Below are 25,720 nucleotides of genomic sequence, written 5' to 3'. Positions count from 1 at the left end.
CAGAGTCGTCGTGTGCGGCATCCGTTTCTCGAACAGGTTGTCGAGCTCGATGGTGTGGGCGACCACCAGCTGTCCCTGCAGGGTCTACAGCGGCGTCCGTTCCGTCATGCACAGAAAGATCGGCGTGCCGGGCACCGGCGGCGCGGCGCGTCTGGCGGCTAGGCAGGCCCGGCCGCGAACGTGCGCGCGTACTGCTCGCCCAGGCCGGTGTACTGCTCGCCCCAGGTGACGGTGTCCGGGTCACGGTCGGCGACTGCGGCGTCCAACCTGTCGAGCCAGTACTGCCAGCCCGGCCCGACGTCGGCGACGTTCACCTGCGGCTCGACGAGTTGGGCGAACCGCAGGGTGGTGAGGCCGAGGTCCTCGGTCAGATCGAGTTGGAGGGTCCACAGCTGCGTCGGGTCCGGGTTGTCGTTGCGCAGCCGTAGCTGCCGGGGTGGGTCGCAGCGCTCGAGCACGTAGTCCTCGTCGGGCGCGTCGTCCTCGTGAGTCCAGTGCAGGGTGATGCGTCCCGCCGTGGGGTCGCCGGTCCAGGTGCCAAACCAGCGGTTCAGCCGGACCTGATCGGTGCAGCAGTCCCACACGTCACGGATCGGGGCCCGGTAACTGCGCTCGAAGACCAGGTAGGTGCCGTCATCGCGGCGTTCGGGGAATCCGATGGTCATGCTGTCTCCTCAGTGCTGTGGTGGGTGTCGGAACGCTCGGACGAGCGCTCCCGGACGGTGCGGCGTACCTCGAGCTCGAGGGCGTCCAGGGCCCGTTCGGCGACCGGTGGGTGTGGTCGCAGGGCTGCCACGAACGCCTCCACCGGGGCCAGCGCTTCGGGGTTCAGGCAGTAGTGCGTTTCGCGTCCGCTCGGGAGCGGGGTCACCAGGCCCGCTTCGCCGAGCAGACGTAGGTGCTTGCTGACCCCCGGACGCGAGATCGGTACCTCGGCGGCCAGGTCGACCACCCGCCGCGGTCCGCCGGCGAGCCTGCGCAACAGGACCCGTCGCGTGGGATCGGCGAGTGCCGCGAAGACGTCCATGGGTGATAGGTAACTGTATGGTTACTAATATGTCAACCGCAAGCTCGGGCAGCACTCGAACAAACGAACGATTAGCAGTACGATCGCCACATGACCATCGGCTTTCAGGCGGGCCTGTTCTCCGACGTCGCGGTGGAGGTGCCGCCGTTGGTCGGCCGAGTCGAGCGGGTTTCGTTGAGCAGGGGAGCGTGGGTGGACCTGGTGCCCGGCTGGGTGGCGGGCGCCGACGAGGTCTTCCCACGGCTTGTCGAGGGCATCCCGTGGCGCGCCGAGCGTCGCGAGATGTACGACCGCACCGTCGACGTCCCGCGGCTGCTGTGCATGTACGCCGAGGGCGAGCAGTTGCCCGACCCGGTGCTCACCCAGGCGAGGGCAGAGCTGAACCGGCACTACGCCGACGAACTGGGCGAAGAGTTCGTCACCGCCGGCTGCTGCTACTACCGCGACGGCCGCGACTCGGTGGCCTGGCACGGCGACCGTGTCGGCCGCAGCCGCCGCGAGGACACCATGGTCGCGATCGTCTCGTTCGGTGCGCCGCGGCACCTGTCGCTGCGGCCCGCGGGTGGACGGCTGCACGGTTCGTACCCGCTCGGTCACGGTGACCTGATCGTGATGGGCGGCTCCTGCCAGCGCACCTGGGAGCACGCGATCCTCAAGACCGCCAAGCCGGTCGGCCCGCGGATCAGTGTCCAGTTCCGTCCCCGGAACGTGTTCTGAGGGTTCGTCATCGGGATGGCGGATCCGTAGGGATGGCGGATTCTCGGCCTCAGTGCACACCTGTCGCAACGCGACATTGTCCCTGCGGAGGGGTCGATGGTGGTCATAGTCCCGAGGGGGAGTGTTGCGGGGTTTCGGCCATGACCCAACGGCAGTCCGCCCAGTACCGGCACGCCCAGGCGGTCGAGCCAGTCCGACATGACGTTGTCGAGCGTCCACCCGGCTCCCGTTGGCGCGCCGGCCTCCCGTTGGTGGCGCTTGTCGAGACCTCCGCCGGTCGAGCCTGTCGCGACGCCCCGGCCGGAGGCCAAAGTGCGGATGTCGCTGGGCGAGCCTGTCGCGACTCCCGGCCGGAGGCGGGTGGCGGTTGTCGTTTCGGGTCTGGTCTCGGGATTTCGGGGGTGGGCTCCTTGCTGTCATGTTCGCAGTCGGGTGAGGAAGCGGGCGTGGATGCGGGGTTTCTGGTGGGGGTCGATTCTGCGGGGTGGCCGGATTTCGCTGGTGCCGTCGTCACGCAGGGTTAGGGTCCAGCGGTCGGTGGTGGGGTTGTGGCTGGGTTCGATGATGGCGTGGTGGTGGGGGCACAGCAGTGCCAGGTTGTGCAGGGCGGTGGTGCCGCCGTTCCACCACGGCACGATGTGGTGGGCGTGGCAGGTTTCTGGTGGGTTGTCGCAGCCGGGGAACACACAGCCCTTGTCTCGGTGATTGAGGGCTGCCCGGATCGGCGCGGTGACGAGGCGTTGTTGTCGGCCGACGTCGAGGACCTCGGAGGGACCGCCGAGCACGATGGGCAGGATGTCGGCGTCGCACAGGAACCGCCGTAGCACGCTGGGCGCGATGCCCTGCCCCGTGCCGGTCGTGCCGGTCGTGCCGACGTCGCGGGCCTGTCGCAGCAGGGTGTCGTAGGACAGGGTGACCACGAGCCGGGGCCGGTCCCCGCCCAGGCAGGGTGCGAGTGCTTGGTGCTGGTGCCGCTCGACGAGCCGGCACAGTGCATCGGCCCGGCGCTGACTTGCGCTCGGGGTGGCTTGCAGCGGGTCGAGGGCTTCGAGGCCGCGTGTGATCTGCGCGGTGTAGCTGTCGATGAGTTTCCTAAACGGGTCGGCATCGACCACCGGGAGACTGCCGCGGATCAGCACCGACCCGTGCCCGTCATCAACAATGTTGAGGAACCGGCGGGCGTGGGCCAGCCTTGCTTCCCTTTCGAGCCGGCCGGCCTCCCGGGCCTCGACCGTCTCCGGTGACAGCACCTCCACCAGGTGATGAGTCAATCGGCGCAGCTCGGCACTGTTATGTGTCTGGGCGAACCCGATCATGGTGGATTCACCCTCGATGATCTGGTCGGTGTCGAAGTCGTCGGGCAGTTCGGCCAGCACACTCGTGATCGCTTCGGCCTGGGTAGCCGACACCTCACCGGTGCGGGCGGCTTCACCCACCAACCCGAACTTTGTCAGGCCTTCACCGGCACGGATCAGCCGGCGTGCTTCGCGCGGGGTGAGCCGGGCCGCGTCGGCCAGCCAGGTCGTGGTGGAGGTGCCGTGCACCTGCACCGCCACCTCGTCGGCCTCGACACCGGCCATCAGTCCCTGCACCCAGATGCTTACTCGGGAGGCGACCCGCACCGCCGCCACCCCCAACCCCAACCGCTGCTGCGGAGACTCCAGCCGGAGCCGGTCATCGGTCAGGGCGTCCAGAACGCCATCGAGCAGCGCGACCAGATCCGGGTCGCTGTGATGCCCGAACGAGTTCTCCATACCTCACACGCTAAACACCGCCCCTGACAGTTTTCGAACACCCAGCAAGTTATCCACAAGTATCAGAACCAGTTTTTATTTATCCACAGATCACCGTTGACCCCTTGATAAATCGGACAAGACGCTCCGCCCGACTGGCTCGACAACCGAGATCCCGGGGCAAGCCCGGGAAGACGAACAGGGTCCCGGGGCAAGCCCGGTAAGACGACACCAGCGACACCTCGCGGGATCCCGACGAGATCGCCCGGCGGAAGCGTGTGGATCGGCGACAGCACGAACCCCCCACAGCTGCGACCACGACCAACCAAAGCCGGCACCTCGTTTCGACGCGCCGCGGCGTCCCCACCTAGAATCGTCGGAGCGCTCCCGCACCGTCTATGCGGGGCAGAGAAAGGAACATCGCCATGCTGCGGACCCATCAGGCCGGGACCCTGCGCGCCTCCGACATCGGAGCCACCGTCACTCTCACCGGATGGGTGGGCCGGCGGCGAGATCACGGCGGTGTCGCCTTCATCGATCTCCGGGACGCCTCGGGCGTCGTGCAGGTCGTCGTCCGCGACGAGGTGCTGGCGGCGTCCGGTGCCCACGAACTGCGCAACGAGTACTGCATCAAGGTGATCGGTGTCGTCGAGGCGCGGCCCGACGGCAACGCCAACCCCGACCTCCCGACCGGCGAGATCGAGGTGGCGATCAGCGAACTCGAGGTGCTCAACCCGTCCGCGCCGCTGCCGTTCCAGATCGACGAGCGGGTCAACGTGGGTGAGGAGGCCCGGCTCAAGTACCGCTACCTCGACCTGCGGCGGCCGGCCCAGGCCCACGCCCTTCGGCTGCGCTCCAAGGTCAACGCGGCGGCCCGCCGGGTGCTGGACGCGCGCGACTTCGTCGAGATCGAGACCCCGACGATGACCCGCTCGACGCCCGAGGGCGCCCGCGACTTCATCGTCCCGGCCCGGCTGGCGCCCGGCTCCTGGTACGCGCTGCCGCAGTCGCCGCAGCTGTTCAAGCAGTTGCTGATGGTGGCCGGCATGGAGCGCTACTACCAGATCGCGCGCTGCTACCGCGACGAGGACTTCCGGGCCGACCGGCAGCCCGAGTTCACCCAGCTCGACATCGAGATGAGCTTCGTCGAGCAGGAGGACGTGATCGAGCTCGGCGAGTCGCTCGCCAAGGAGATCTGGTCGCTGATCGGTGCCGAGCTGATCACCCCGTTCCCGCGGCTCACCTATCGCGAGGCCATGGACCGCTACGGCTCCGACAAACCCGACCTGCGCTTCGAGGTGCCGCTGACCGACCTGACCGCGTTCTTCGCCGACACGCCGTTCCGGGTCTTCCAGGCCGACTACGTCGGCGCCGTGGTGATGCCCGGTGGGGCGTCCCAGCCGCGCCGCACGTTCGACGCCTGGCAGGAGTGGGCCAAGCAGCGCGGCGCGCGCGGCCTGGCCTACGTGACGATCGCCGACGACGGCACCCTCGGTGGACCGGTCAGCAAGAACATCTCGGACGCCGAACGCGCCGGTCTGGCAGCCGCGGTCGGCGCCAACCCGGGGGACTGCGTGTTCTTCGCCGCCGGGGCCAGGTCGTCGTCGCAGGCACTGCTGGGTGCCGCCCGCAACGAGATCGCGAGGCGCTGCGACCTGATCGAGCCCGGCGCATGGTCGTTCCTGTGGGTGGTCGACGCCCCGCTGTTCAAGCCGGCGGGCGAGGCGGTCGCCGAGGGTGACGTGGCGGTCGGCGCCGGTGCCTGGACGGCGGTGCATCACGCCTTCACGTCGCCGCAGGACCTGGACGCCTTCGACACCGACCCCGGCAACGCGCTGGCCTGGGCCTACGACATGGTGTGCAACGGCAACGAGATCGGCGGTGGCTCGATCCGTATTCACCGCCGCGACATCCAGGAGCGGGTGTTCGCGGTGATGGGCCTGGGCGAGGAGGAGGCGCAGGAGAAGTTCGGCTTCCTGCTGGACGCCTTCAAGTACGGCGCACCGCCGCACGGCGGCATCGCGTTCGGCTGGGACCGGATCGTCGCCCTGCTGTCGAACTCGGACTCGATCCGCGACGTGATCGCCTTCCCCAAGAGCGGCGGCGGTTTCGACCCGCTCACCGGGGCTCCGGCTCCGATCAGCCCGGCTCAGCGCAAGGAGGCCGGTGTGGACGCCAAGCCGGCCGACGCCAAGCCTGCGCCTGCTGCGGCGGCCGGCTGACCCCGGAGCCGAGCGAGCGCCCGGGTGGCCGCGCCGCCCGGGCGCTCGCTTGAGGTGGCGCGGCCTATTCGCCGGTCCGGCGGCGCGCCTTGACCAGGACGTCGATGACGTCCCAGGCCGACACCACGACCACGCTGATGACCACGATCGTGCCGACCACCTGCGACACCGCCGGACCTCCGCTGGGGACCAGTGCGGTGAAGAACGCAGGGTTGATCAGCGAGCCCTGGCTCGCCAGCCACACGACCCCGCCGGCGAAGCCCAGATCGACCAGGGCGTTCGCGACCGCCAGGCGCATCGTCCAGCGTCCGGCGCGGTGGGCCAGGATGCGCACCAGGGCCTCGGCGGCCAGCACGACGAACAGGCCGGCCAGCCACCACGGGGTGAGCGCCGGGTGCAGGAAGGACACGTCCAGGCCGGGCACCAGGCCGACGGTGGCGTCCCACACCACCACGCCCGCGAACAGGGCGAGCATCACCAGGCTGGCGACGAGGTCGCGGGTGGTCGTCGAGGGCTGGCGCTGCTCGGGGAGGCTGTCCGGGTCCCAGGCGGTCGGCGTCGCGTCCGCGGGGGTGCTGCGCTCGATGAAGGCGAAAGCCAGCGTGACCCAGAAGGCCGTGTGCACGGCGACGCTGAGCGCCACGGAGACCGCGTTGCCGATGACCGCGCCGGGTGAGGCGCCGATCAGCAGCTGGCCGATCGCCACGCCGAGCGCCGACAGCGGCACCAACATCGCCCAGAGCAGGCGCAGCAGTCGCCACCAGTCCAGGAAGTGGCGCGGACCGATCAGCTGCAGCGGGCGGTCGACGTAGCGGGCGGCCAGGCGATCGGGATCGCCCAGCGCGGTCAGCACGGCGTGTTCGGCCGCCGCGGGGGTGTCGCCTGCCTCGACCCGGGCCTCGATCTGGTCGTCGATGGACGCCCGCAGTTCGGCGGCCAGGTCGCCGCGTTGAGCCTCGGGCACGCCGCGCATCGCGGCGTCGAGGTACCGGTCGGTGAGGGTGGCGATCATGGACGGCGCCCTTTCGGTTCGGTGGTCGGCAGCAGGTCGATCGCCTGGGCGATCGTGTGGAAGTCGTCGGTGAGCGTGGCGGCCAGGCGTGTGCCGGCCGGGCTGGTGCGGTAGAACTTGCGCGGCCGCACCTCGTCGGTGTTCCACTCGCTGACCAGGTGCCCCTGCTTCTCGAGCCGGCGCAGCAGCGGATACAGGGTGTTGGCGTCGGTGTCGAAGCCGCGTCCGTTCAACTCCTCCAGCAGGGCGTAGCCGTAGTCCGGACGAGTCAGCAACCGCAGGCAGGCCAGCACCACGGTGCCGCGACGCAGCTCCTGCAGGTGGGTCTCGTGGACGCTGTCTGACATGGCTGACACTATAGTGTGTGTCACACACTATAGTCAATGACGCAGGTTCGTTCGGGCGCGCGGGTGCACCCGCTGTCAGACATGCCGCGAGGGGCCGTCCGATCGCTCGGACGGCCCCTCGGGCCGGTTCGTCAGCGCAGGCCTCGACGCGGACTGTCGGCTCAGTCTCTCAGCGCAGGTCGTCGGCGTTCGCCAGGTCGTCCTGCTCGTCGTCGTCGGGATCGCTCGCCAGCAGGCCGTACAGGCTGCGCTTGGCCTCGGCCAGGACGCGGGCCGCCTGCTCCTGCTGGACGCCGCTGCCGGAGCGGGTGAGCTCCTGCGCCGCCTTGGCCAGCGAGCCGAACTCCTTCCACAGGCTGCGCAGGGCCTCCGGATGCTCCGGGGCGTTCTCGGCGTTGAACGACTCCCAGGGCTTGGGGTCGATCTGCTCGGCGGCGCTCCGCCCCGGCTCGGTGAGCCGGTAGGCCTTGGCGCCGTTGTTGTCGAACTGCTCGATCAGGCCCTCGTCCTCGAGTTGGGACAGTGCCGGGTAGATGGCGCCCGGGGACGGCTTCCACCCGCCGCCGGTCCTCTCGGCCATCGTCTGAATCATCTGGTAGCCGTTCATCGGCTCTTCGGCCAGCAGCGCCAGGACGGCCTGCCGGACGTCGCCGCGCCGGGCCCGCCCACGGCGTCCGCCCGGACCGCCGAAGCCGCGCGGACCGCCGAAGGGTCCGCCCGGGCCGAAGGGCATCCCCGGGCCGAAGGGCGTGTTCGCGCCGAACATCGCCTCGAAGGGGCCACCGCGCCGGTGGCCTTCGCCGTGGCCCCCGCGACGGGGGCGACGGTCGCTGTAGTCATTGCCGCGTTCGTGTCGCGGATCGAAGTTCTGGTTCCTCATCGGAACTCCTTTCGTTGTGTCTCGATGTATTAAAGATATATCGAGACTGTTCAGAACGCAAGTCAGCTCGGCGACATCCTCAAAACACCGACCGACCACGACCAACTCGACCCGGGTGCGGAGATCCGTCGGCGCGCACTCGTAGACTCGGCGCGGTGGAGGACCTGTTCGGCAACCCAGACCCCGCGACGCCGACACCGGGCGGCTCCCTGAGCACCCCCTCGGCGGACGCCCCGCTCGCCGTGCGGATGCGGCCACGAACCGTCGACGAGATCGTCGGGCAGCAGCACCTGCTGGGTGCCGGGTCGCCGCTGCGCCGGCTCGCCGAGGGCGATGCCGCCATGTCGGTCTTCCTGTGGGGGCCGCCGGGGGTCGGCAAGACCACCATCGCCTCGGTCGTCTCCCAGTCCGCCAAGCGCCGGTTCGTCGAACTCAGCGCGGTGACGGCCGGCGTCCGCGAAGTCAGGGCCGAACTCGAGACCGCCCGGCGCGAGCTTGCCAGGGGCCGCGCCACGGTGCTGTTCGTCGACGAGGTGCACCGCTTCTCGAAGGCCCAGCAGGATGTGCTGCTGCCCGCCGTCGAGAACCGGCTGGTCACCCTCATCGCCGCCACCACCGAGAACCCGTCCTTCTCGGTGATCGCCCCGCTGCTGTCGCGGTCGCTGCTGCTCACCCTCAAGCCGCTCACCGACGACGATCTCGGCACCCTGATCGACCGGGCGCTGGCCGACGAGCGCGGCCTGCGCGGCGACTTCACCCTCACCGACGAGGCCCGCTCCGACCTGTTGCGGCTGGCCGGCGGGGACGCCCGGCGCGCGTTGACCTATCTCGAGGAGTCGGCGGCAGGGGCGGCGTCCGAGGGGTCCGACAGCATCACCGCGGCGGCCATCAGCCGAGCGGTCGACAAGGCCGCGGTCCGCTACGACAAGGACGGCGACCAGCACTACGACGTGATCAGTGCGTTCATCAAGTCGATGCGGGGCTCCGACGTGCAGGCTGCGCTGCACTACCTGGCCCGGATGCTCGAAGCCGGCGAGGATCCCCGCTTCATCGCCCGCCGGCTGGTGATCGCCGCGAGCGAGGACATCGGCATGGCCGCTCCGTCGGTGCTGCAGACCTGCGTGGCCGCCGCGCAGGCCGTCCAGTTGATCGGCCTGCCCGAAGCCCGGATCAACCTCGCCCAGGCGGTGATCGCCTGCGCCACGGCACCGAAGTCGAACGCGGTGGTCGTCGCGGTGGACGCGGCGATCGCCGACGTCCGGGCCGGACGGAGCGGCCAGGTGCCGCCGCACCTGCGCGACGCCCACTATCCGGGTGCGAAGTCGCTCGGCCACGGCAAGGGCTACCAGTACGCCCACGACTTCCCGCACGGGGTCGCGGCTCAGCAGTACCTGCCCGACGAACTTCTCGACGCGCGCTACTACCAACCCACCGACCACGGCAACGAGGCCGGGATGGCCGAACGATTGGCCACCATCGACGACCTGCTGGGTCGGGACAAGCCCCGCAAGGGTTCCGGCCGTAAGCGGTGAGCCGGACTGGCAGGCTGCCCCCGCCGGCGGGTTGGATGAGCTGACAGCCACCGACCTGGAGATTCGTGCCGTGACCTACCTGCAGAACCACATCGGCGACCTGGCATACCCCGCGCCACGTCACTTCAACCCGGTGTGGGCGCAGAAGCGGATCCCTGCCCGCACCAAGGCGGCCACCACCTGGCTGCTGCTCGCGGCCATGCTGGGGACCCTGGTGCTGATGCTGTGCTTCAGCCAATACGGCGACGTTCCCGACAGGGGCCGCGGGAACCTGCTGACGTTCATGGCGGCGGTGGCCGTGCCGACCGCCGGCCTGTGGGTGTGGGCGTTCGTGCGCTGGGAGGCGGCCCGCAGCGGGCTGTGGCGAGCGCAGCGCGACTACAACGAGGCGGTCGGACGCCGCGAGCCCACCCCGCAGGAACTTCAGGCCCTGCAGCTGGCCACCCCGTGGGACTACGCCGACAAGACGTGGGGGCACTCGCTGGCCCGGTTCCCGTGCGAACGCGAGGTGGGCCACCTGCCGGACTGGGGGCGCCGCTTCGCGATGCTTGAGCCGGGCACCATCACCGACCACCGCGCCGCCCTGATGGAGTGGTGGGGCATCGGTACCGCCACCTCGTACCGGGCCATGGCGCGCAGGCTCTTCGAAGGCCTGCACAGCCGCAACCTCGATCAGGAGTACCTGGCCAGTGCGGACGCCGCGATCCTCATCGACCACCTGGCGGGGCTCTCGGAGCTGCCGCACGAGTACATCGACCAGTGCATCCACGGTTCGGTGGGTGAACGCGGCCGGCGGCCGCCGGCCCGATTGTGGGGTTGGGACCTGGGCCGGATCTCGATCATCGCGCGCGGCGCCTACGGTGCGGGCCTGATCGAGGCGGACGAGGCGTGGCGCGACATGGCCGCGGCGTCGGCCATGGTGCGCACCATCTTCGCCAGCCGTGAGGAGTACTACCGCAACGTCAGGCTCGGCTTCGCCTTCTGGAGCCAGGACTACGAAAGCAGCCACACGTTCGGCCGCGCGTGCCTGGCCGCGCTGGCCAACGCCGAGGGCTGGCCGGTGCTGGCTCAGCCCTGGCTGCCCGGCGAGGCCGAGTTGCCGCCCCAGGTCTGGAACGGCTGGGACGCCGAGCCGACCGACCAGGGAACCGTCCACTGAGCAGCGTCCGGCCACGAGCCGCCACCGGGGTGGACGTCGGCGAGGAGCCGGCCGGTTCGTCCCGCCCGTGTGTCCCCGAGGGGCTCAGCGCAGGTAGCCGAGCTGGGGGAGGGCGGCCCGGTAGTCGGTGAGCAGCCGGCCGGCGAGGCTGGCCGAGTCGACCAGCGGGTGGTGCATCAGCGCCAGCCGCGCCGCCCGGGCGGAGCCCGTGGTGGCGGCCTCGATCGTCCAGCGCTCCACCTGTTTCACGGTGCCGACCAGGCCCTTGGCGTAGTCGGGCAGGGCCGCGATCGGGGTCGGGTGGACGCCCCGGCCGTCGACCGAGCAGGGGGCCTCGATGACCGCGTCGTCGGCCAGTTCGGCCAGTCGGCCCGCGTTGGGGGTGTTGAGGATGAGGCGGGCCGGCTCGTCGCGTCCGATCGCCCGCATGATGGCCAGAGCCACCCCCTCGTAGCCGCCCGAGACCAGGTCGAGCGGGTCACGTTCGAAGCCGCCGGCCGCGTTCCTGTTCGCCTCGCCGTAGGTGCGTTCCCGCTCGGCCCTGGCAGCCTCCCAGGCCGCCAGGGCGGCGTCCGGTGAGGTGGGGCAGTCGCGGTAGAACGCGTCCTGCTGCTTGGCCAGGAAGTCGCCCCGGCCTCCGCCGGTGCCGGCCTCGCGGCGGAAGTAGAACCAGTGCAGGTACTCGTTGGGGAGCGCGCCCAGGTCGCCGATCACCTGCGGGCCGAACAGCCGGCCCTCCTCGAAGGACGCCAGCGCGGCCGGGTCCGCTATCAGGTCCGGCAGCCGGTCGACCCCCTCCACGAGCAGTCCGCGCAGCCAACCGAGGTGGTTGAGGCCGACGTAGTCGGCGACCGGACCGACGGCGTCCACACCGAGGGCGGCGGCGGCCCGGCGGGCCAGCGCCACCGGCGAGTCGCAGATGCCGACCACCCGGGGATGCACGGCGGACAGCGCCTCGGTGACCATGCCGGCCGGGTTGGTGAAGTTGATCAGCCACGCCTGCGGCGCCAGCCGCGCCACCAGCCGGGCCAGTTCGAGCGAGGCGGGGATGCTGCGCAGCGCGTAGGCGATGCCGCCGGCGCCGACCGTCTCCTGTCCGATCAGCCCGTGGGACGCCGGAACGCGTTCGTCGATCACCCGGGCGGCGGTGCCGCCCGCACGCAGCGCGGAGAACACGAAGTCGGCATCGGCCAGCGCCTCGGCGGGGTCGGTGTGCACGGTTCGGCGCAGCGGACGCCGGCCGGACGCCTGCGCGGCGGTGACCCGTTCGATCACCGCCAGCCGGTCGGCGTCCACGTCGAACAGCGCGACGTGGTCGATGAGGTCGTCGGCCAGCAGCGCAGCATGCACCAGGGGCACCCGGAATCCGCCGCCCCCGACAATGGTGAGTTTCACCCCGCCAGCCTAGGGAGAACGAGGCGACCGGGCTCGCCGTCCCTGTCGCTGGTCGAGCGTCGAGGTGCGGTGGGGGGTGGTTCGGTCACCCCGGGGCCCGGGATCGCCGTGGTTGGGCGGGGTGAGAGATCCCGGCGTTCGCCGGGAAAACGGTGTTCGTGGCTGGATGACGGTGGTTCCGTCATCCCGGGCTTGCCTCGGGATCCCCGGTGGCGGTTTCGTCATCCCGGGCTTGCCCAGGGATCCCCGGTGGCTGACGACACCCAGTCCCACCCCTTGCGGGCAGGCGGTCGCCTGGACGGCCGTGTCAGGATCGTCGCATGACCAGCATCCTGTGGCTGCGCCGCGACCTTCGTCGAGGCGACCACCCGGCCCTCGCCGCTGCCGCAGCGGACGGGCCGGTGCTGCCGTTGTTCGTGCTCGACCCCGAGTTCTTCGACGACGCCGGCCCCGTCCGGCAGGCCTGGCTGGCCCGGACCCTGCGCGCCCTGGACGAGTCGTACGAGGGCAGGCTGTGCCTGCGCAGCGGCCGGCCCGAGCAGGTGCTGCCCGAAGTCGCGCAGGAGTTCGGTGCCCGCAGCGTGCACATCTCCGCCGAGACCGAGCCGGCCGGTGCCGCCCGCGACGAACGTGTCAGGGCCGCGCTGGCCGAGCACGACATCGAGCTGGTCGCCACCGGCAGTCCCTACGCGGTCACCCCCGGCCGGATCCTCAACAAGCAGGGCAACCCGTACCGGGTGTTCACGCCCTTCTCGCGCGCCTGGCGCGAGCACGGCTGGCGCGGCCCCTCCGGCGAGCCCGCCGGGCTGCGGTTCCGTCACGGCGAAGCGGACGCCGCGGTGTGGCGGACGCTCGACGCCGCGGCGTCCGCCGATGGACTGCCCGAGCTGCCGCCCGCCGGCGAGCGGGCCGCCCTCGATCGCTGGCACGCCTTCGTCGAGGACGACCTCGACGACTACGACACCGACCGCGACCGGCCCGACCTCGACACCACCTCGCGGCTGTCGCCGTATCTCAAGTTCGGGGTGCTGCACCCCCGCACCCTGCTCGCCGGCCTGCCCGGACGCCGGCCCCGGGCCGCCGACCGATTCGGCACCGAACTGGCCTGGCGCGAGTTCTACGCCGACGTCCTGCACCACAACCCCGACTCGCTGTGGCACGACCTGCGACCCGAGCTGAAGGCGATGGAGTACAGCGACGACGCCGCCGGCCTGCGGGCCTGGCGCGAGGGCCGCACCGGGTACCCGTTGGTGGACGCCGGCATGCGCCAGCTGCTGGCCACCGGCTGGATGCACAACCGGATCCGGATGGTCACCGCCAGCTTCCTGGCCAAGGACCTGCACGTGTGGTGGCCGGCCGGGGCCCGGCACTTCCTGGCCCACCTGATCGACGGCGACCTGGCCTCCAACAACCACAACTGGCAGTGGGTGGCCGGCACGGGCGCCGACGCCGCGCCCTATTTCCGGGTGTTCAACCCGGTCGGCCAGGGACAGCGGTTCGACCCCGACGGGCACTACGTGCGGCGCTGGGTGCCCGAGCTGCGGCACCTGGCCGGGAGCGCCGTCCACGAGCCGTGGGACGCCCCCGACGGCTACGCCCACGGCTACCCCGAGCGGATCGTCGACCACGCCGAGCAGCGGGCGGTGGCGTTGCAGCGCCTCGAGGCCGCGCGCGATCGCTGACACCGCCCGCCAGGGTGGGAAACGGCCGCAGCGGGTGCGTTAGGCTGCATCAGACACTGTCAGCACGTGAGGAACCCGCATGTCCGTTGGAGAGATCGCCGGCCTGATCGCGGCCATCGCCGCCGTCGCACTGGTCGCCTTCTGCGCCGTCCCGCTGCTCAAGCTGGGCCGGGTGCTCGAGGAACTCCGGCTGACCGTGCGCGACCTCGGGCATTCGTCGGTGCCGATCCTGCACGAGCTGAAGAGCACCGTGACCGCCACCAACGACGAGCTCGGCAAGCTCAGCCTGGTCACCGAGGACGTCTCCAAGGTCAGCCGCCAGGCGGTGGTGGTGAGCGAGAACGCCGCGCAACTGACCACGCTGTTCTCGGCGACGCTCGGCGGCCCGCTGGTCAAGACCGCCGCGTTCACCCACGGCGTCCGGCAGGCCATCAAGGGCAAGCGGAAGGTCGCGAAGTAATGGGACGCCGGCTGCTGTGGTTCGCGGTCGGCGTCGGGGTCACCGCCGTGCTGGTGATCAAGGGCCGCGAGTACTACCGGCGATTCACGCCCAAGAGCGTCACCGAGCAGGTCGAGAAGACCGCCGCCAGCGCGCGCGGCTGGGTCGAGGACTTCGTCCAGACGTTCAGCAGTTCGATGGACGAGCGCGAGCACGAACTGCGCGAGGCTCTCGGCCTGGTCGGGGAAACCCTCCCCGACCAGGAGGCCCCTCGCACCTGACCAACCCGCCGACGCCAACCGCCGGCACATCCGATCGGACTCAACCATGAAAACCGCCGAGATCCGGCGTCGCTACCTCGACTTCTTCGTGCGCAACGGCCACACCGAGGTGCCGTCGGCGTCCCTGGTCTACAACGACCCCACCCTGCTGTTCGTCAACGCCGGCATGGTGCCCTTCAAGCCGTACTTCACCGGCGCCGAGGACGCCCCGTTCGCCCGGGCGGTGAGCGTCCAGAAGTGCGTCCGCACCCTCGACATCGAGGAGGTGGGCAAGACCACCCGGCATGGCACCTTCTTCCAGATGAACGGAAACTTCTCCTTCGGCGACTACTTCAAGGCCGGTGCCATCGAGTACGCCTGGGAGCTGGTCACCGGCAGCGTCGAGGACGGCAACTACGGCTTCGACCCCGAGAAGGTGTGGGTCACGGTCTACCTCGACGACGACGAGGCCGCGGCGCTGTGGCGCGGTGTCGGCGTCCCCGACGAACGCATCCAGCGCCGCGGGCTGAAGGACAACTACTGGCACATGGGCGTTCCCGGCCCGGGCGGTCCGTGCAGTGAGATCTACATCGACCGGGGGCCGGAGTTCGGGCCCGACGGTGGCCCGATCGTCGACGAGGACCGCTTCCTGGAGATCTGGAACCTGGTCTTCCAGACCGAGGAACTGTCCGCGGTCCGTGCCAAGGACGACTTCGACGTGCTCGGACCGCTGCCCAGCAAGAACATCGACACCGGCATGGGCCTGGAGCGCACCGCGTACCTGCTGCAGGGCGTCGCGAACATGTACGAGATCGACGAGATCTTCCCGGTGATCACCGCCGCGGCCGAGCTGGCCGGCACCCGCTACGGCGCCGACCATGAATCCGACGTCCGGTTGCGGGTGGTCGGAGACCACGTCCGCTCGGCCCTGATGCTGATGACCGACGGGGTGACCCCCGGCAACGAGGCGCGCGGCTATGTGCTGCGCCGGCTGCTGCGCCGCTCGATCCGGTCGATGCGGCTGCTCGGCGTCCACGACCCGGTGCTGCCCGAGCTGTTGCCGCTGTCGAAGTCGCTGATGGAGGCGTCCTACCCCGAGGTCGGCAGTGAGTGGCAGCGGGTCTCCCAGGTCGCCTTCGGCGAAGAAGAGGCGTTCCGCCGCACCCTCGAGGCGGGCACCCGGATCTTCGACCTGGCGGCGTCCGAAGCCAAGCAGGGCCACGCCGGCGTGCTGGGCGGCGACAAGGCGTTCCAGCTGCACGACACCTACGGCTTCCCGATCGACCTGACTCTCGAGATGGCCTCCGAGGCCGGCCTCGAGGTCGATTCGGACACTTTCCGCACCCTGATGCAGCAGCAGAAGGACCGGGCCAAGGCGGACGCCCGGGCCAAGAAGGGCGGCGCGGTCAACACCGAGGCCTACCGCAGCCTGCGTGCGCGGGGAGAGACCCCGTTCCTGGGCTTCAACGACTTGAGCGTCGAGTCGAAGGTGCGCGGCATCGTCGCCGACGGCCGACTGGTGCAGTCGGCCCGGCCCGGCGACGTGGTCGAGGTGGTGCTCGACGAGACGCCGTTCTACGCCGAGGCGGGCGGCCAGGACGCCGACCACGGCGTGCTGACCGGAACCGGCCTGGAGCTGGACGTGATCGACGTGCAGCGGCCCATCCAGGGGCTGGTCGTGCACAAGGTGCTGGTCAACGAGGGCGAGCTGTCGGTGGGGACGCCGGTGCTGGCCCAGGTGGACGCCCCGGCCCGGTTCGCGGCCTGCCAGGCGCACACCTCCACCCACATCGTCAACGCCGGCCTGCGGCAACTGCTCGGGCACGGCACGCACCAGGCGGGTTCGTACAACAAGCCCGGCTACCTGCGGTTCGACTTCAACGCGAGCCAAGCGCTGTCGCCCGCCATGCGCAGCGAGCTGGAGGGCATCGTCAACGCCGCCATCCGCGACGACTTCGAGGTCACCGACCGCGAACTGCCGCTGGACGAGGCCAAGGCGCTCGGCGCGCAGGCGATGTTCGGCGAGAAGTACGGCAACGTGGTGCGGATGGTCGAACTGGCCGGGCCGTGGTCGCGCGAGCTGTGCGGCGGCACCCATGTTGCCCGCACGTCACAGATCGGCCTGGTCAACCTGATCGGCGAGCAGTCCGTCGGCTCCGGCATCCGCCGGGTCGAGGCGCTGGTCAGCGCGGACGCCTTCCAGCGCTTCGCGGCCGAGCGGGCCCTGGTGGCGACCCTGTCCGACACGCTCAAGACCCAGCCCGATCAGCTCACCGACCGCGTCGAGAAGCTGCTCGCTCAGTTGAAGGCGGCCGAGAAGACCATCGACGCGTACCGGTCCAGGGAGTTGCTGGCGGGGGCGTCCGCGCTGGCCGGCAAGGCGGTCGACGCCGGACGGGTCCGGCTGGTCGCCGAGCAAGTGCCCGGCGTCGGCGGGGGAGACCTGCGGCAGGTGGCGATCGACGTCCGCTCGGCGCTCGGCGCCGAGGCGTCGGTGGTCGCCCTGGTCGGCGGCACCGACGACAAGCCGCTGATCGCGGTGGCGACCAACGAGGCGTCCCGGGCGCTCGGTGCCCGGGCCGGCGCGCTGGTCGGTGTCGGCGCGGCGCAGCTGGGTGGACGAGGCGGCGGCCGCGACGACTTCGCCCAGGGCGGCGGCAAGCAGGGCGGGCCGGCAATCGCCCAGGCGCTGGCCGCGGTCCGCGAGGCGGTGGCCGCCCTTTGACCGGCGGGTCGGCTCAGGACGGGCTGCCCGGCGCCGGCGGCGGCTTTCGCCGCGGCGTCCGGCTGGCCCTCGACTGGGGCAGGGCCAGGGTCGGGGTCGCCGCCTGCGACCCGGACGGCACCCTGGCCTACCCGGTCGAGACCGTCCCGACGCCGCAGGCGTCCCACCGGCTGCCCCAGCTGCTGGCCGAATACGACCCGATCGAGGTGATCGTCGGGTTGCCGCGCACCCTCGCCGGGGGCGAAGCGCTGGCGGCCGAGCAGGTGCGGGCCCAGCTGGCTCCGCTGGTGTCGTCCCACCCCGGCGTCGGCTGGCGCTTCAGCGACGAACGACTGACCACCGTCGAGGCGTCCCGGCGGCTGCACAGCGCCGGCCGTAACACACGCCGCCAGCGCGCCGTCATCGACCAGGCGGCCGCCGTGGCAATCTTGGAGCAGGCGCTCGCCGTGGAGAAGGCCACCGGGGCGGCGCCCGGAGAACCGGCCCGATGACCGAAGGACTGTGATCATGCCCAAGCTGTTCCGCGAGTTGCGGGATCCGGAGACCGGCCGTTGGCTGCCCAAGGAGGTCTGGTACCGGGTGCGCGGCGCCGTCGCGGTGCTGCTGTCGCTGGCCGTCCTGGTCGGCGGCGGCTGGTTCGTTTACGGCAAGGTGCACGACGCCTGGCTGGCCTACCGCACCACCGACGACTACATCGACGCCGAGGGCGCGGCCGACGTGGTGGTCGAGATCCCGCAGGGCTCGACGGCCAGCAAGATCGCCGACATCCTGCTCGCCTCCGACGTGATCAAGACCGCGGACGCCTTCACCAAGGCCGCCGCAGCCGACCCCGAGGGTGCCAAGAAGATCCAGTACGGCCTGTACAAGCTGCGCACCCAGATTCCGGCCAAGACCGCGCTGGAGATGCTGCTGGATCCGGCGAACCAGATCAAGAACCAGTTCCAGATCCCCGAGGGGCTGCGGCTGTCACAGGTGCTCAGCACGCTGGCGAAGGCGACGAACGTCTCGGTGAAGAGCTTCCAGAAGGCGCTCAAGAAGCGCAGTCAGTTCGACCTGCCGAGCTGGATCGGCAAGAGCAACGAGGGCTTCATCTTCCCCGACACCTACAACCTGCCGTTGAAGCCGAACGCGGTGAACGTGCTCGAACTGCCGATCGCCCAGTTCAACAAGACGCTCAGCGACCTGGCCTTCGAAGAGCGGGCCGACGCGTTGGGCTACAAGCCGTACGAGGTGCTGATCGTGGCCAGCATCATCGAGCGTGAGGTGTTCCGCGACGAGGACCGGGCCAAGGTCGCACGGGTGTTCTACAACCGCCTCGAAGAGGGCATGCGCCTGCAGTCGGACGCCACCGTCGCCTACGCGGTGAAGAAGACCGGCACCATCTGGACCACCGACAAGGAGCGGGCGAGCGACTCGCCCTACAACACCTACAAGCACAAGGGCCTCCCGCCCGGACCCATCACGGCGCCGGCCCGCAAGGCGCTGGACGCCGCGGTGAACCCCGAGGAGGGCAAGTGGTTGTACTTCGTCCCGGTCAACCTGGACACCGGCGAGACGGTCTTCTCCGAGACCTACGAGGACCATCAGAAGGCGCTCGAGCAGCTGCATTCCTGGTGCCTGCAGAGCGAGGAGAACAAGAAGAAGTGCTCGTGAGGCCGTCACCGTATCGGCACCTGGTTCCAGCGCGATGAACCCACGCGCCGCGGTGCTGGGCTCGCCGATCGACCACTCGCTGTCCCCGGTCATCCACCGCGCCGCCTACGCCCACCTCGGCCTGGACTGGAACTACGACCGGGTCGAGTTGCAACCCGACCGGTTCGCGGGCTTCGTCGCCGGCCTGGACGATTCCTGGCGGGGGCTGAGCGTGACCATGCCGCTGAAGGAGGTCGCCGCCGGCGCCGGCGTCCCCGACGACGACGTCCTGCTCACCGGGGCGGCGAACACCGTCGTGCTGGGCGATGAACCGCACGTCCACAACACCGACATCCCCGGCCTGATCGATGCCTTGGCCTCGGCCGGGGTCGAGCGGGTCAGGGTGGCGACTATCATCGGCAACGGCGCCACCGCCCGCTCGGCGCTGGTGGCGGCCGTGCGGTTCGGCGCCGGACTGGTGGAGGTTCAGGGACGCGACGTCGGCCGGGTCCGCGCCCTGCACGACTGGGCCGAGCAGCGCCTGCCGGTCGAGGTGCAGCCGCGCAGCCTGGGTGCCCCGCTCGACCCCGCGTCCGAACTGTTGGTCTCCACCGTGCCCTCGGCCGCGCTGGAGGGACGCCTCGACGTGCTCGACATCGAGCTGTGCCCGGCGCTGCGGGCCGTGTGCGACGTCATCTACGACCCGTGGCCGACCCCGCTGGCCGCCCGCGCGGCGTCCGCCGGGCTGACCGTCGTGAACGGGCTCGACCTGCTGGTGCACCAGGCGCGTCACCAGGTGCGGCTGATGACGGGGCACGACGTGCCGGCCGGGGTGCTGCTGTCTGCCGTGCGGGAAGAGCTCAACGCGCGCGACGCGTCGTGACAGACTCGCAATCATGCTGCGCTACCTGACTGCCGGGGAGTCCCATGGGCGCGCCCTGGTGGCCACCATCGAAGGGATCCCCGCCCACGTTCGGGTCGGCACCGGTCACATCGCCGAGGCGTTGGCGCGGCGACGGCTGGGCGCCGGTCGGGGTGCCCGGATGAAGTTCGAGGCCGACGAGGTGACCCTGCTGGCCGGCGTCCGGCACGGCGAGACGCTCGGCTCGCCGATCGCGATCATGATCGGCAACACCGAGTGGCCCAAGTGGGAGTCGGTGATGGCCCCCGACGAGGTGGACGCCGCCCTGCTCGATTCGCAGGCCCGCAACGCCCCGCTGACCAGGCCCAGGCCTGGTCACGCCGACCTGGCCGGCATGCAGAAGTACGACTGGGACGAGGCCCGGCCGATCCTCGAGCGAGCCTCGGCCCGCGAGACCGCCGCCCGCGTCGCGCTGGGCCGGGTGGCCTCCAACTTCCTGCAGCAGGCCTGCGGCATCACCGTGGTGAGCCACGTGGTCGAGCTCGGCTCGGTCCGGTCGCTGGGCGGGCGCGTCCCCGGCTTCGACGACCGTGACGCGATCGATGCCGACCCGGTGCGCTGCCTCGACGCCGACGCCAGCGCCGCCATGCAGGCCGAGATCGCCGCCTGCCAGAAGGAGGGTGACACCCTCGGCGGAGTGGTCGAGGTGGTCGCGCACGGGGTGCCGGCCGGACTCGGCTCGCACAGCCAGGGCGACCGGCGACTGGACGCCCGGCTGGCCGGCGCGCTGATGGGCATCCAGGCGATCAAGGGCGTCGAGGTGGGCGACGGCTTCGAACTCGCCCGCAGCCGCGGCAGCCTGGCCCACGACGAGATCGCGCCGGTCGAGGGCGGCGTGTCCCGGCTGGCCAACCGTTCGGGGGGCACCGAGGGCGGGATGAGCAACGGCGAGCCGTTGCGGGTCAAGGCGGCGATGAAGCCGATCGCCACCATTCCGCGGGCGCTGCGCACTGTCGACGTCAGCACCGGTGAGGCGGCCGTGGCCCACCACCAGCGCTCCGACGTGTGCGCGGTACCGGCGGCCGGGGTGGTGGCCGAGGCGATGGTGGCCCTGGTGCTGGCCGAGGCAGTGCTGGAGAAGTTCGGCGGCGACTCGGTCGCCGAGACGGCCCGAAACCTGGCGTCGTACTCGGCACGACTCGCCGAGCGGGGACTGAGGTGACAGGGGCCACCATCGCGCTGATCGGGGCGCCGGGCGCGGGCAAGACCAGCGTCGGACGCCAACTCGCCGCGCGGCTCGAACTGCCGTTCGTCGACGTGGACGCCCGCATCGAGGCCGAGCAGGGCAAGCTGGTCCGGGAGATCTTCGCCGACTCCGGCGAGGCGCACTTCCGCGAGTTGGAGCGGGTCGCCACCCTGGCCGCGCTGAGCGAGCCAGGCGTCGTGTCGTTGGGCGGCGGCGCGGTGATGACCCCGGGGATCGCCGAGGCGGTGGCCGGCGTGTTCACCGTGTGGCTGCAGGTGTCGGTCACCCAGGCCAGTCGCCGGGTGGGGCTGAACCAGGCCAGGCCGTTGCTGCTGGGCAACCTGCGGGCGACGCTGATCAAATTGCTGGCGGAGCGGACGCCGGTGTACGAAAATCTGGCCACGATCACCGTCGACACCGATCGGTCGGGCGTCCGGGGGGTCGTGGAGCAGATCGTGGCGCAGTGGGAAGGGGTGGACCGGTGAGGATCTCGACCATCGACGTGACCGCCGAGAGCCCGTACCAGGTGGTGGTCGGCCACGGAGCCCTGGAGTTTCTCCCGCAGTACCTCGCCGACCAGCGTCGGGTGGCGGTCATCCATCCACCGCTGCTGCGTGACCAGGCGGCGAGGCTCGGCGCCTCGTGCGAGTGCGAACTGCTGCTGATCGAGGTGCCGAACGCCGAGCAGGCCAAGACGGGCGCCACCCTGCAGGCCTGCTGGGATGCTCTGGCCGGCGCCGGTTTCACCCGTTCGGACGCCATCGTCGGCCTGGGTGGGGGCGCCACCACCGATCTGGCGGGATTCGTGGCGGCCACGTGGCTGCGCGGCGTCCGCTACGTGTCGGTGCCGACCACCGTGCTCGGCATGGTGGACGCCGCCGTCGGCGGCAAGACGGGCATCAACCTGGCTGCCGGGAAGAACCTGGTCGGCTCGTTCTACGAGCCGTACACCGTGCTGTGCGACCTGGCCCTGCTGGAGAGCCTGCCCGAGCGTGAGATGCGTTCAGGGATGGCCGAAGTGGTCAAGGCCGGCTTCATCGCGGACCCGGCCATCCTCAGCATCATCGAGGACGACCCGGCCAGGGCGCTCGACCCGGGCGGCGACGAGATCTGCGCGTTGGTCAAGCGGGCCATCTCGGTGAAGGCCGCAGTGGTCGGCGCGGACCTGCGCGAGCGCACCTCGGTGGGGCGCGACGTCGGCCGAGAACTGCTGAACTACGGCCACACGCTGGGCCACGCCATCGAACGACACGAGGGCTTCCGCTGGCGGCACGGTGAGGCGATCAGTGTCGGCATGACGTTCGTCGCCGAGCTGAGCCGGCGGCTGGGCAGGCTCGACGACGACACCGCAGAGCGGCACCGCCGCATCCTGGCCGCACTCAAGCTGCCGACCAGCTACCCGGCCAAGGCCTGGCCGCAACTGCGCGAAGCGATGAACCTCGACAAGAAGACCCGCGGCGACGGGCTGCGGTTCGTCATCCTGGAGGAGCTGGGGCACGGCGCGATCCTCGACAACCCGGACGAGGGCGTGCTGCGCAACGCGTTCGAGTCGCTGGCGTAGGGGGCGCGATGTACACGCCCCGGCACTTCGCCATGCCGCCCGAGCTTCAGCAACGCATCCTGGCCGCCCCGGGAGTGGGCGACCTGATCACGCAGACCAGCGCCGGCCTGCTGGCCACCCACCTGCCGTACGTCTACGACCCCGACCTGGGCCAGCACGGCAGCCTGCTGCTGCACGTGGCGCGTCCGAACGAGCAGTGGCGCAGCGAAGCGATCGGGGAGTCGCTGTTCCTGATCACCCCGGCCACCGACTACGTGTCGTCGCTGTGGTACCCGAGCGCCGCCGAGTCGGGCAAGTACGTGCCGACCTGGGACTACGTGACCGTTCAGCTCTACGGCCGGCTGGTGGTGCACGACGACCTGGCCTGGACGACGATGGCCGCCGAACGGCTGATGGCGGCGCATGAGACCACGGTCGGGCCGGACGACATGCCGCCCGCCTACCGGGCGGGGCAGTTGCGGGCGATCGTCGGGCTGCAACTGGAGGTGACCCGGATCGAGGGCAAGGCGAAGCTGAGCCAGAACCGGACGCCGGCCGACGTCCGCGGCGTGGTCGACGGCCTGAGCGCCGCCGGCGCCGGCAAGACCGCGGGTCTCGTCGAGGAGTTCGCGCTGCCGGCGGCGGAGCGCCGGGCCGCGTTGATCGCCGACGTCGCGGCCCGGCACCGGGAACCCGCCCGGGATCTCGGTTTCGTCCCGCAGCGGCCCCACGGCTAGACTGAGCGGTCGGCTCACACTCGGTGAACGAAGGGTTTTCACGTGGCTTCCACCAACGATCTCAAGAACGGCATGGTGCTCGACCTCGACGGTCAGCTGTGGCAGGTGCTGTGGTTCCAGCACCACAAGCCCGGCAAGGGCAACACCGTCGTCCGCACCAAGCTCAAGCACGTGCTGAGCGGCAAGGTGGTCGACCGCACGTTCAACTCCGACACCAAGGTGGACACCGCGAACGTCGACCGTCGCGAGATGCAGTACCTGTACCACGACGGTGACGGCTACGTGTTCATGGACACCACCACCTACGACCAGTTGACGGTGCCCGACGACACGGTCGGCGACGCCAAGGACTACCTGCTGGAGAACCAGACGGCCACGGTCGCCATGCACGAGGGCAACCCGCTCTACATCGACCTGCCGGCCTCGGTCGAGCTCGAAGTGACCTACACCGAGCCGGGCCTGCAGGGTGACCGGTCGACGGGCGGCACCAAGCCGGCCACCGTCGAGACCGGCCTGCAGGTGCAGGTGCCGCTGTTCATCACCACCGGTGAGCGGGTCAAGGTCGACACCCGCGACGGCAGCTACCTCGGTCGGGTCTGACCGCCCGATGACCTCTCCTGCTGCGGCGCCCACGCCGCGCAAGCGGATCACCACCCCAGACGGCACCATCGCCGAACTGGTCGAGACCCGTCCGGCCGACGCCCCGGCACGCGGCTCGGTGCGGACCAAGGCCCGCAAGCGCGCCCTCGACATCCTGTTCGAGGCCGACCTGCGCGGCGTCCCGGCGCGGGAGTCGTTGGCGGTGCACAGCGCCGAGGCCGATCCGCCGGTGCGGCCGTTCACCGCCGACCTGGTCATCGGGGTCGCCGACAGGCAGGCCGAGATCGACCCGGTGATCAGCGAGTGCCTGGCAGCCGACTGGACGTTGGAGCGGATGCCGCGGGTCGACCGGGTGCTGGCCCGGATCGCCGTCTACGAGCTGCTGGAGGGCAGCACCTCCGCCGAGGTGGTCCTGCAGCAGGCGGTGCAGTTGGCGCAGGAACTCTCCACCGACGATTCGGCGGGCTTCCTCAACGGCCTGCTGGCCCGGGCCAGGGACCGGCTGGCACCCTCGGCCTGAGCCTGCCGCGGGGGTCGTCCCTTCTCTGCAACGCCGACTACTCGCCACAAACCCGCCTACTCTCGCGTTGCAACACGAGAACAGTCGGCGTTCCCGCCAATGGTCGGCGTTGATGAGAACGCCCGACCCCAGGACGCCCCAGGACGCGCCCCCCGGGGTCGGCCAGACACCGCCCCAGAACGCCGCCCAAACACCGCGCCAGTCACGAACTCCCTGAGGAACGGACGCCGTGGCGGCCCCTGCGCGTCAGTCCTCTTCGCCCTTGCCTCGCGGCCACTTGAAGAAGTCGAAGCCCACCAGCCGGCGGTACATCCCGACGCCCTCATAGAGGTGGGTGGCCCCGGTGGGGCTGTCGGCGTCCACGTGCAGCTTGACGGCGTCCCGCCCCTCGGCCGCGTAGCGCGCGAAACTGGCGTGCAGCAGCGCCTTGGCCACACCCTTGCCGCGTCCGGCGCGCAGCACTCCCAGGTTCGCGATGTACCCGGCGTTGTCGGACTCGGTATAGGCGTTGTGGCCGATCAGCGCGCCGACCACCTCGCCGTCCGCCTCGGCGACGTACCAGTGCGTCGCGTCGCCGAGCGGGTCGTCGGCCCGGCCCTTCGCCCACTCCTCGAAGGTGCGCTCGTGGAAGTCGAAATGGTCCCGGAACGACTCGGTGATCAGCTCGTGCATCAACCGCAGGTCCGGGCTGTCCGGGAAGTCGATCCGCAGGGGACGCACCGTCACCAGCGGGTTCGGCTCCGGAGCCTGATAGCCGTCGAGGTCGATCTGCATCTCGATGAAGGAACGGACCTGCTCGAAACCGGCGTCCTCGCGGTGCCGGCGCCCGAGCGCGTCGCCCTCGTTGACCCACGCATCGAGCCGGGGCCGCGCGACGTCGAACGAGTCCGCGATCGCCAGTGCCGTGGCCTCGGTCCAGGTCTGGCCGCAACGCCACAGGGCATCCACCGTCTCGTCCGGCAGCGTCCGGTCGACGGCCACCTGCACCCAGTACTTGTCGTCGAGGTGGCGGTACACCCGGGCCACGCCCACCCCGACGCCGTCGCGCTCGAACACCCGGGTGAAGCCGCGCTCTCGGGAGCGGGCGCTGTCGAACCAGTGCTCGACCTCGGAGGCGACCATGGACGTCTCACCGGTGCCCGCCAGGTCCTCTGCCTGCAGCAGGGCGAGCAGGGCCGGGACGTCGGCGCGGGTCGCCTCCCGGGCCGTCACCCCGGCGGGCAACGGGTCCGGCTCGGGGATAGTCACAACAGTCGTGCCGTCAGAAGTCATCGAACGAGCGTAGCGAGGCCCGCCCGGGCGTCCCAATCGGCACATCCGCCTCACCCCACTCGCCCAACTACGTGCCCGGTGTCGAGCATTAAGGCGCGAACCGCGCCGAACCCGATAGCGTAGAAGACCGATTCTTTACGCGAGCGGCGCTTCTGCGACTGGGTGTGCTGCGGAAAGGCCG

At 70.7% G+C, this 25,720-nt stretch carries 25 protein-coding genes and 1 pseudogene; 17 read left to right on the top strand and 9 right to left on the bottom strand.

Annotation, left to right across the window (positions count from 1 at the left end):
* Positions 1–158 precede the first annotated feature (158 nt).
* Positions 159–665, bottom strand: coding sequence for an SRPBCC domain-containing protein (locus OIE40_RS06945; RefSeq protein WP_264701351.1), 507 nt, complete (start codon positions 663–665; stop codon positions 159–161).
* A complete protein-coding gene (locus OIE40_RS06940) occupies positions 662–1,027 on the bottom strand; it encodes an ArsR/SmtB family transcription factor (protein ID WP_264701349.1) in 366 nt (121 codons plus the stop codon). Before OIE40_RS06940 ends, OIE40_RS06945 begins: the two co-directional genes overlap by 4 nt.
* Positions 1,028–1,117: 90 nt before the next feature.
* On the opposite strand from OIE40_RS06940, the gene OIE40_RS06935 reads away from it, so the two are divergent.
* Positions 1,118–1,744 carry an alpha-ketoglutarate-dependent dioxygenase AlkB gene (locus tag OIE40_RS06935; RefSeq protein WP_264701347.1) on the top strand — a complete coding sequence of 209 codons (627 nt, stop codon included), beginning with the start codon at positions 1,118–1,120 and terminating at the stop codon, positions 1,742–1,744.
* Positions 1,745–1,851: 107 nt separating this feature from the next.
* Here OIE40_RS06935 and OIE40_RS17010 read toward each other — a convergent pair.
* Positions 1,852–2,055: pseudogene (locus OIE40_RS17010) on the bottom strand (LD-carboxypeptidase); the annotation flags it as partial.
* A 105-nt stretch (positions 2,056–2,160) separates the two neighbouring features.
* Positions 2,161–3,498, bottom strand: a complete 1,338-nt coding sequence (locus tag OIE40_RS06930; protein ID WP_264701346.1) for an HNH endonuclease signature motif containing protein — start codon at positions 3,496–3,498, stop codon at positions 2,161–2,163.
* 404 nt (positions 3,499–3,902) lie between these two features.
* On the opposite strand from OIE40_RS06930, the gene aspS reads away from it, so the two are divergent.
* Positions 3,903–5,699 (top strand): aspartate--tRNA ligase, encoded by a 1,797-nt coding sequence (gene aspS, locus OIE40_RS06925; RefSeq protein WP_264701344.1) that lies wholly within the window; start codon positions 3,903–3,905, stop codon positions 5,697–5,699.
* Between the two features lie 64 nt (positions 5,700–5,763).
* On the opposite strand, the gene OIE40_RS06920 is transcribed toward aspS, so the two are convergent.
* From OIE40_RS06920 to OIE40_RS06910, 3 genes are all read right to left on the bottom strand, one after another.
* Positions 5,764–6,711, bottom strand: a complete 948-nt coding sequence (locus OIE40_RS06920) for a permease prefix domain 1-containing protein (protein WP_264701342.1) — start codon at positions 6,709–6,711, stop codon at positions 5,764–5,766.
* Positions 6,708–7,058, bottom strand: coding sequence for a PadR family transcriptional regulator (locus OIE40_RS06915; protein WP_264701340.1), 351 nt, complete (start codon positions 7,056–7,058; stop codon positions 6,708–6,710). The genes OIE40_RS06920 and OIE40_RS06915 overlap by 4 nt, the downstream gene beginning before the upstream one ends.
* A 169-nt stretch (positions 7,059–7,227) precedes the next feature.
* Positions 7,228–7,938 carry a PadR family transcriptional regulator gene (locus OIE40_RS06910; protein WP_264701337.1) on the bottom strand — a complete coding sequence of 237 codons (711 nt, stop codon included), beginning with the start codon at positions 7,936–7,938 and terminating at the stop codon, positions 7,228–7,230.
* 155 nt (positions 7,939–8,093) lie between these two features.
* Between OIE40_RS06910 and OIE40_RS06905 the strand changes: the two genes are divergently transcribed.
* The gene (locus OIE40_RS06905; RefSeq protein ID WP_264701335.1) at positions 8,094–9,470 is read left to right on the top strand and encodes a replication-associated recombination protein A; all 1,377 of its coding nucleotides are present in this window, start codon (positions 8,094–8,096) and stop codon (positions 9,468–9,470) included.
* Between the two features lie 70 nt (positions 9,471–9,540).
* Positions 9,541–10,629, top strand: a complete 1,089-nt coding sequence (locus tag OIE40_RS06900; RefSeq protein WP_264701333.1) for a DUF1266 domain-containing protein — start codon at positions 9,541–9,543, stop codon at positions 10,627–10,629.
* A gap of 84 nt (positions 10,630–10,713) precedes the next feature.
* Here the strand turns inward: OIE40_RS06900 and OIE40_RS06895 are convergent, their stop codons facing one another.
* A complete protein-coding gene (locus OIE40_RS06895; RefSeq protein WP_264701331.1) occupies positions 10,714–12,024 on the bottom strand; it encodes a family 4 glycosyl hydrolase in 1,311 nt (436 codons plus the stop codon).
* 320 nt (positions 12,025–12,344) lie between these two features.
* Here OIE40_RS06895 and OIE40_RS06890 point away from each other — a divergent pair, with 320 nt between their 5' ends.
* From OIE40_RS06890 to nusB, 13 genes are all read left to right on the top strand, one after another.
* Positions 12,345–13,706 carry a cryptochrome/photolyase family protein gene (locus OIE40_RS06890; RefSeq protein WP_264701329.1) on the top strand — a complete coding sequence of 454 codons (1,362 nt, stop codon included), beginning with the start codon at positions 12,345–12,347 and terminating at the stop codon, positions 13,704–13,706.
* 79 nt (positions 13,707–13,785) lie between these two features.
* Positions 13,786–14,166 (top strand): DUF948 domain-containing protein, encoded by a 381-nt coding sequence (locus OIE40_RS06885; protein WP_264701328.1) that lies wholly within the window; start codon positions 13,786–13,788, stop codon positions 14,164–14,166.
* Positions 14,166–14,426, top strand: a complete 261-nt coding sequence (locus tag OIE40_RS06880; protein WP_264701326.1) for a hypothetical protein — start codon at positions 14,166–14,168, stop codon at positions 14,424–14,426. Before OIE40_RS06885 ends, OIE40_RS06880 begins: the two co-directional genes overlap by 1 nt.
* A 46-nt stretch (positions 14,427–14,472) precedes the next feature.
* Positions 14,473–17,130, top strand: a complete 2,658-nt coding sequence (gene alaS, locus OIE40_RS06875) for an alanine--tRNA ligase (RefSeq protein ID WP_264701324.1) — start codon at positions 14,473–14,475, stop codon at positions 17,128–17,130.
* Positions 17,127–17,621: a Holliday junction resolvase RuvX gene (gene ruvX / locus OIE40_RS06870; RefSeq protein WP_264701323.1), complete on the top strand. Its 495-nt coding sequence runs from the start codon at positions 17,127–17,129 to the stop codon at positions 17,619–17,621. The genes alaS and ruvX overlap by 4 nt, the downstream gene beginning before the upstream one ends.
* A gap of 16 nt (positions 17,622–17,637) precedes the next feature.
* Complete coding sequence (mltG, locus tag OIE40_RS06865; protein WP_264701321.1) at positions 17,638–18,783, top strand: endolytic transglycosylase MltG; 1,146 nt, start codon at positions 17,638–17,640, stop codon at positions 18,781–18,783.
* A 34-nt stretch (positions 18,784–18,817) separates the two neighbouring features.
* Entirely contained in the window at positions 18,818–19,645 is an 828-nt protein-coding gene (locus OIE40_RS06860; protein WP_264701319.1) for a shikimate dehydrogenase family protein, read from the top strand.
* Between the two features lie 13 nt (positions 19,646–19,658).
* Entirely contained in the window at positions 19,659–20,846 is a 1,188-nt protein-coding gene (gene aroC / locus OIE40_RS06855; protein WP_264701317.1) for a chorismate synthase, read from the top strand.
* Positions 20,843–21,355: a shikimate kinase gene (locus tag OIE40_RS06850; RefSeq protein WP_264701315.1), complete on the top strand. Its 513-nt coding sequence runs from the start codon at positions 20,843–20,845 to the stop codon at positions 21,353–21,355. The genes aroC and OIE40_RS06850 overlap by 4 nt, the downstream gene beginning before the upstream one ends.
* Entirely contained in the window at positions 21,352–22,431 is a 1,080-nt protein-coding gene (gene aroB, locus OIE40_RS06845) for a 3-dehydroquinate synthase (RefSeq protein WP_319805209.1), read from the top strand. Before OIE40_RS06850 ends, aroB begins: the two co-directional genes overlap by 4 nt.
* Before the next feature lie 8 nt (positions 22,432–22,439).
* Positions 22,440–23,147, top strand: coding sequence for an FMN-binding negative transcriptional regulator (locus tag OIE40_RS06840; protein WP_264701313.1), 708 nt, complete (start codon positions 22,440–22,442; stop codon positions 23,145–23,147).
* A 42-nt stretch (positions 23,148–23,189) separates the two neighbouring features.
* The gene (efp, locus tag OIE40_RS06835) at positions 23,190–23,747 is read left to right on the top strand and encodes an elongation factor P (protein WP_264701312.1); all 558 of its coding nucleotides are present in this window, start codon (positions 23,190–23,192) and stop codon (positions 23,745–23,747) included.
* 7 nt (positions 23,748–23,754) lie between these two features.
* On the top strand, positions 23,755–24,267 hold the full coding sequence (gene nusB / locus OIE40_RS06830; protein WP_264701310.1) for a transcription antitermination factor NusB: 513 nt from the start codon (positions 23,755–23,757) through the stop codon (positions 24,265–24,267).
* Positions 24,268–24,513: 246 nt separating this feature from the next.
* Here the strand turns inward: nusB and OIE40_RS06825 are convergent, their stop codons facing one another.
* The gene (locus OIE40_RS06825; RefSeq protein WP_264701308.1) at positions 24,514–25,539 is read right to left on the bottom strand and encodes a GNAT family N-acetyltransferase; all 1,026 of its coding nucleotides are present in this window, start codon (positions 25,537–25,539) and stop codon (positions 24,514–24,516) included.
* Positions 25,540–25,720 lie beyond the last annotated feature (181 nt).

This window comes from Micropruina sonneratiae, from assembly GCF_025972045.1.
In the GTDB taxonomy this organism is placed as follows: Bacteria; Actinomycetota; Actinomycetes; order Propionibacteriales; family Propionibacteriaceae; genus Micropruina; species Micropruina sonneratiae.
The sequence above is the reverse complement of the archived record's forward strand: the minus strand, read 5'-3'. Positions and strand labels throughout refer to the sequence as shown.

What these genes read in the sequence shown, in the direction of transcription:
- OIE40_RS06945 (WP_264701351.1), bottom strand. Translation starts at nt 665, where the DNA reads ATGACCATCGGATTCCCCGAACGCCGCGATGACGGCACCTACCTGGTC.
- OIE40_RS06940 (WP_264701349.1), bottom strand. Translation starts at nt 1,027, where the DNA reads ATGGACGTCTTCGCGGCACTCGCCGATCCCACGCGACGGGTCCTGTTG.
- OIE40_RS06935 (WP_264701347.1), top strand. Translation starts at nt 1,118, where the DNA reads ATGACCATCGGCTTTCAGGCGGGCCTGTTCTCCGACGTCGCGGTGGAG.
- OIE40_RS06930 (WP_264701346.1), bottom strand. Translation starts at nt 3,498, where the DNA reads ATGGAGAACTCGTTCGGGCATCACAGCGACCCGGATCTGGTCGCGCTG.
- aspS (WP_264701344.1), top strand. Translation starts at nt 3,903, where the DNA reads ATGCTGCGGACCCATCAGGCCGGGACCCTGCGCGCCTCCGACATCGGA.
- OIE40_RS06920 (WP_264701342.1), bottom strand. Translation starts at nt 6,711, where the DNA reads ATGATCGCCACCCTCACCGACCGGTACCTCGACGCCGCGATGCGCGGC.
- OIE40_RS06915 (WP_264701340.1), bottom strand. Translation starts at nt 7,058, where the DNA reads ATGTCAGACAGCGTCCACGAGACCCACCTGCAGGAGCTGCGTCGCGGC.
- OIE40_RS06910 (WP_264701337.1), bottom strand. Translation starts at nt 7,938, where the DNA reads ATGAGGAACCAGAACTTCGATCCGCGACACGAACGCGGCAATGACTAC.
- OIE40_RS06890 (WP_264701329.1), top strand. Translation starts at nt 12,345, where the DNA reads ATGACCAGCATCCTGTGGCTGCGCCGCGACCTTCGTCGAGGCGACCAC.
- OIE40_RS06885 (WP_264701328.1), top strand. Translation starts at nt 13,786, where the DNA reads ATGTCCGTTGGAGAGATCGCCGGCCTGATCGCGGCCATCGCCGCCGTC.
- OIE40_RS06880 (WP_264701326.1), top strand. Translation starts at nt 14,166, where the DNA reads ATGGGACGCCGGCTGCTGTGGTTCGCGGTCGGCGTCGGGGTCACCGCC.
- alaS (WP_264701324.1), top strand. Translation starts at nt 14,473, where the DNA reads ATGAAAACCGCCGAGATCCGGCGTCGCTACCTCGACTTCTTCGTGCGC.
- mltG (WP_264701321.1), top strand. Translation starts at nt 17,638, where the DNA reads ATGCCCAAGCTGTTCCGCGAGTTGCGGGATCCGGAGACCGGCCGTTGG.
- OIE40_RS06860 (WP_264701319.1), top strand. Translation starts at nt 18,818, where the DNA reads ATGAACCCACGCGCCGCGGTGCTGGGCTCGCCGATCGACCACTCGCTG.
- aroC (WP_264701317.1), top strand. Translation starts at nt 19,659, where the DNA reads ATGCTGCGCTACCTGACTGCCGGGGAGTCCCATGGGCGCGCCCTGGTG.
- OIE40_RS06840 (WP_264701313.1), top strand. Translation starts at nt 22,440, where the DNA reads ATGTACACGCCCCGGCACTTCGCCATGCCGCCCGAGCTTCAGCAACGC.
- nusB (WP_264701310.1), top strand. Translation starts at nt 23,755, where the DNA reads ATGACCTCTCCTGCTGCGGCGCCCACGCCGCGCAAGCGGATCACCACC.
- OIE40_RS06825 (WP_264701308.1), bottom strand. Translation starts at nt 25,539, where the DNA reads ATGACTTCTGACGGCACGACTGTTGTGACTATCCCCGAGCCGGACCCG.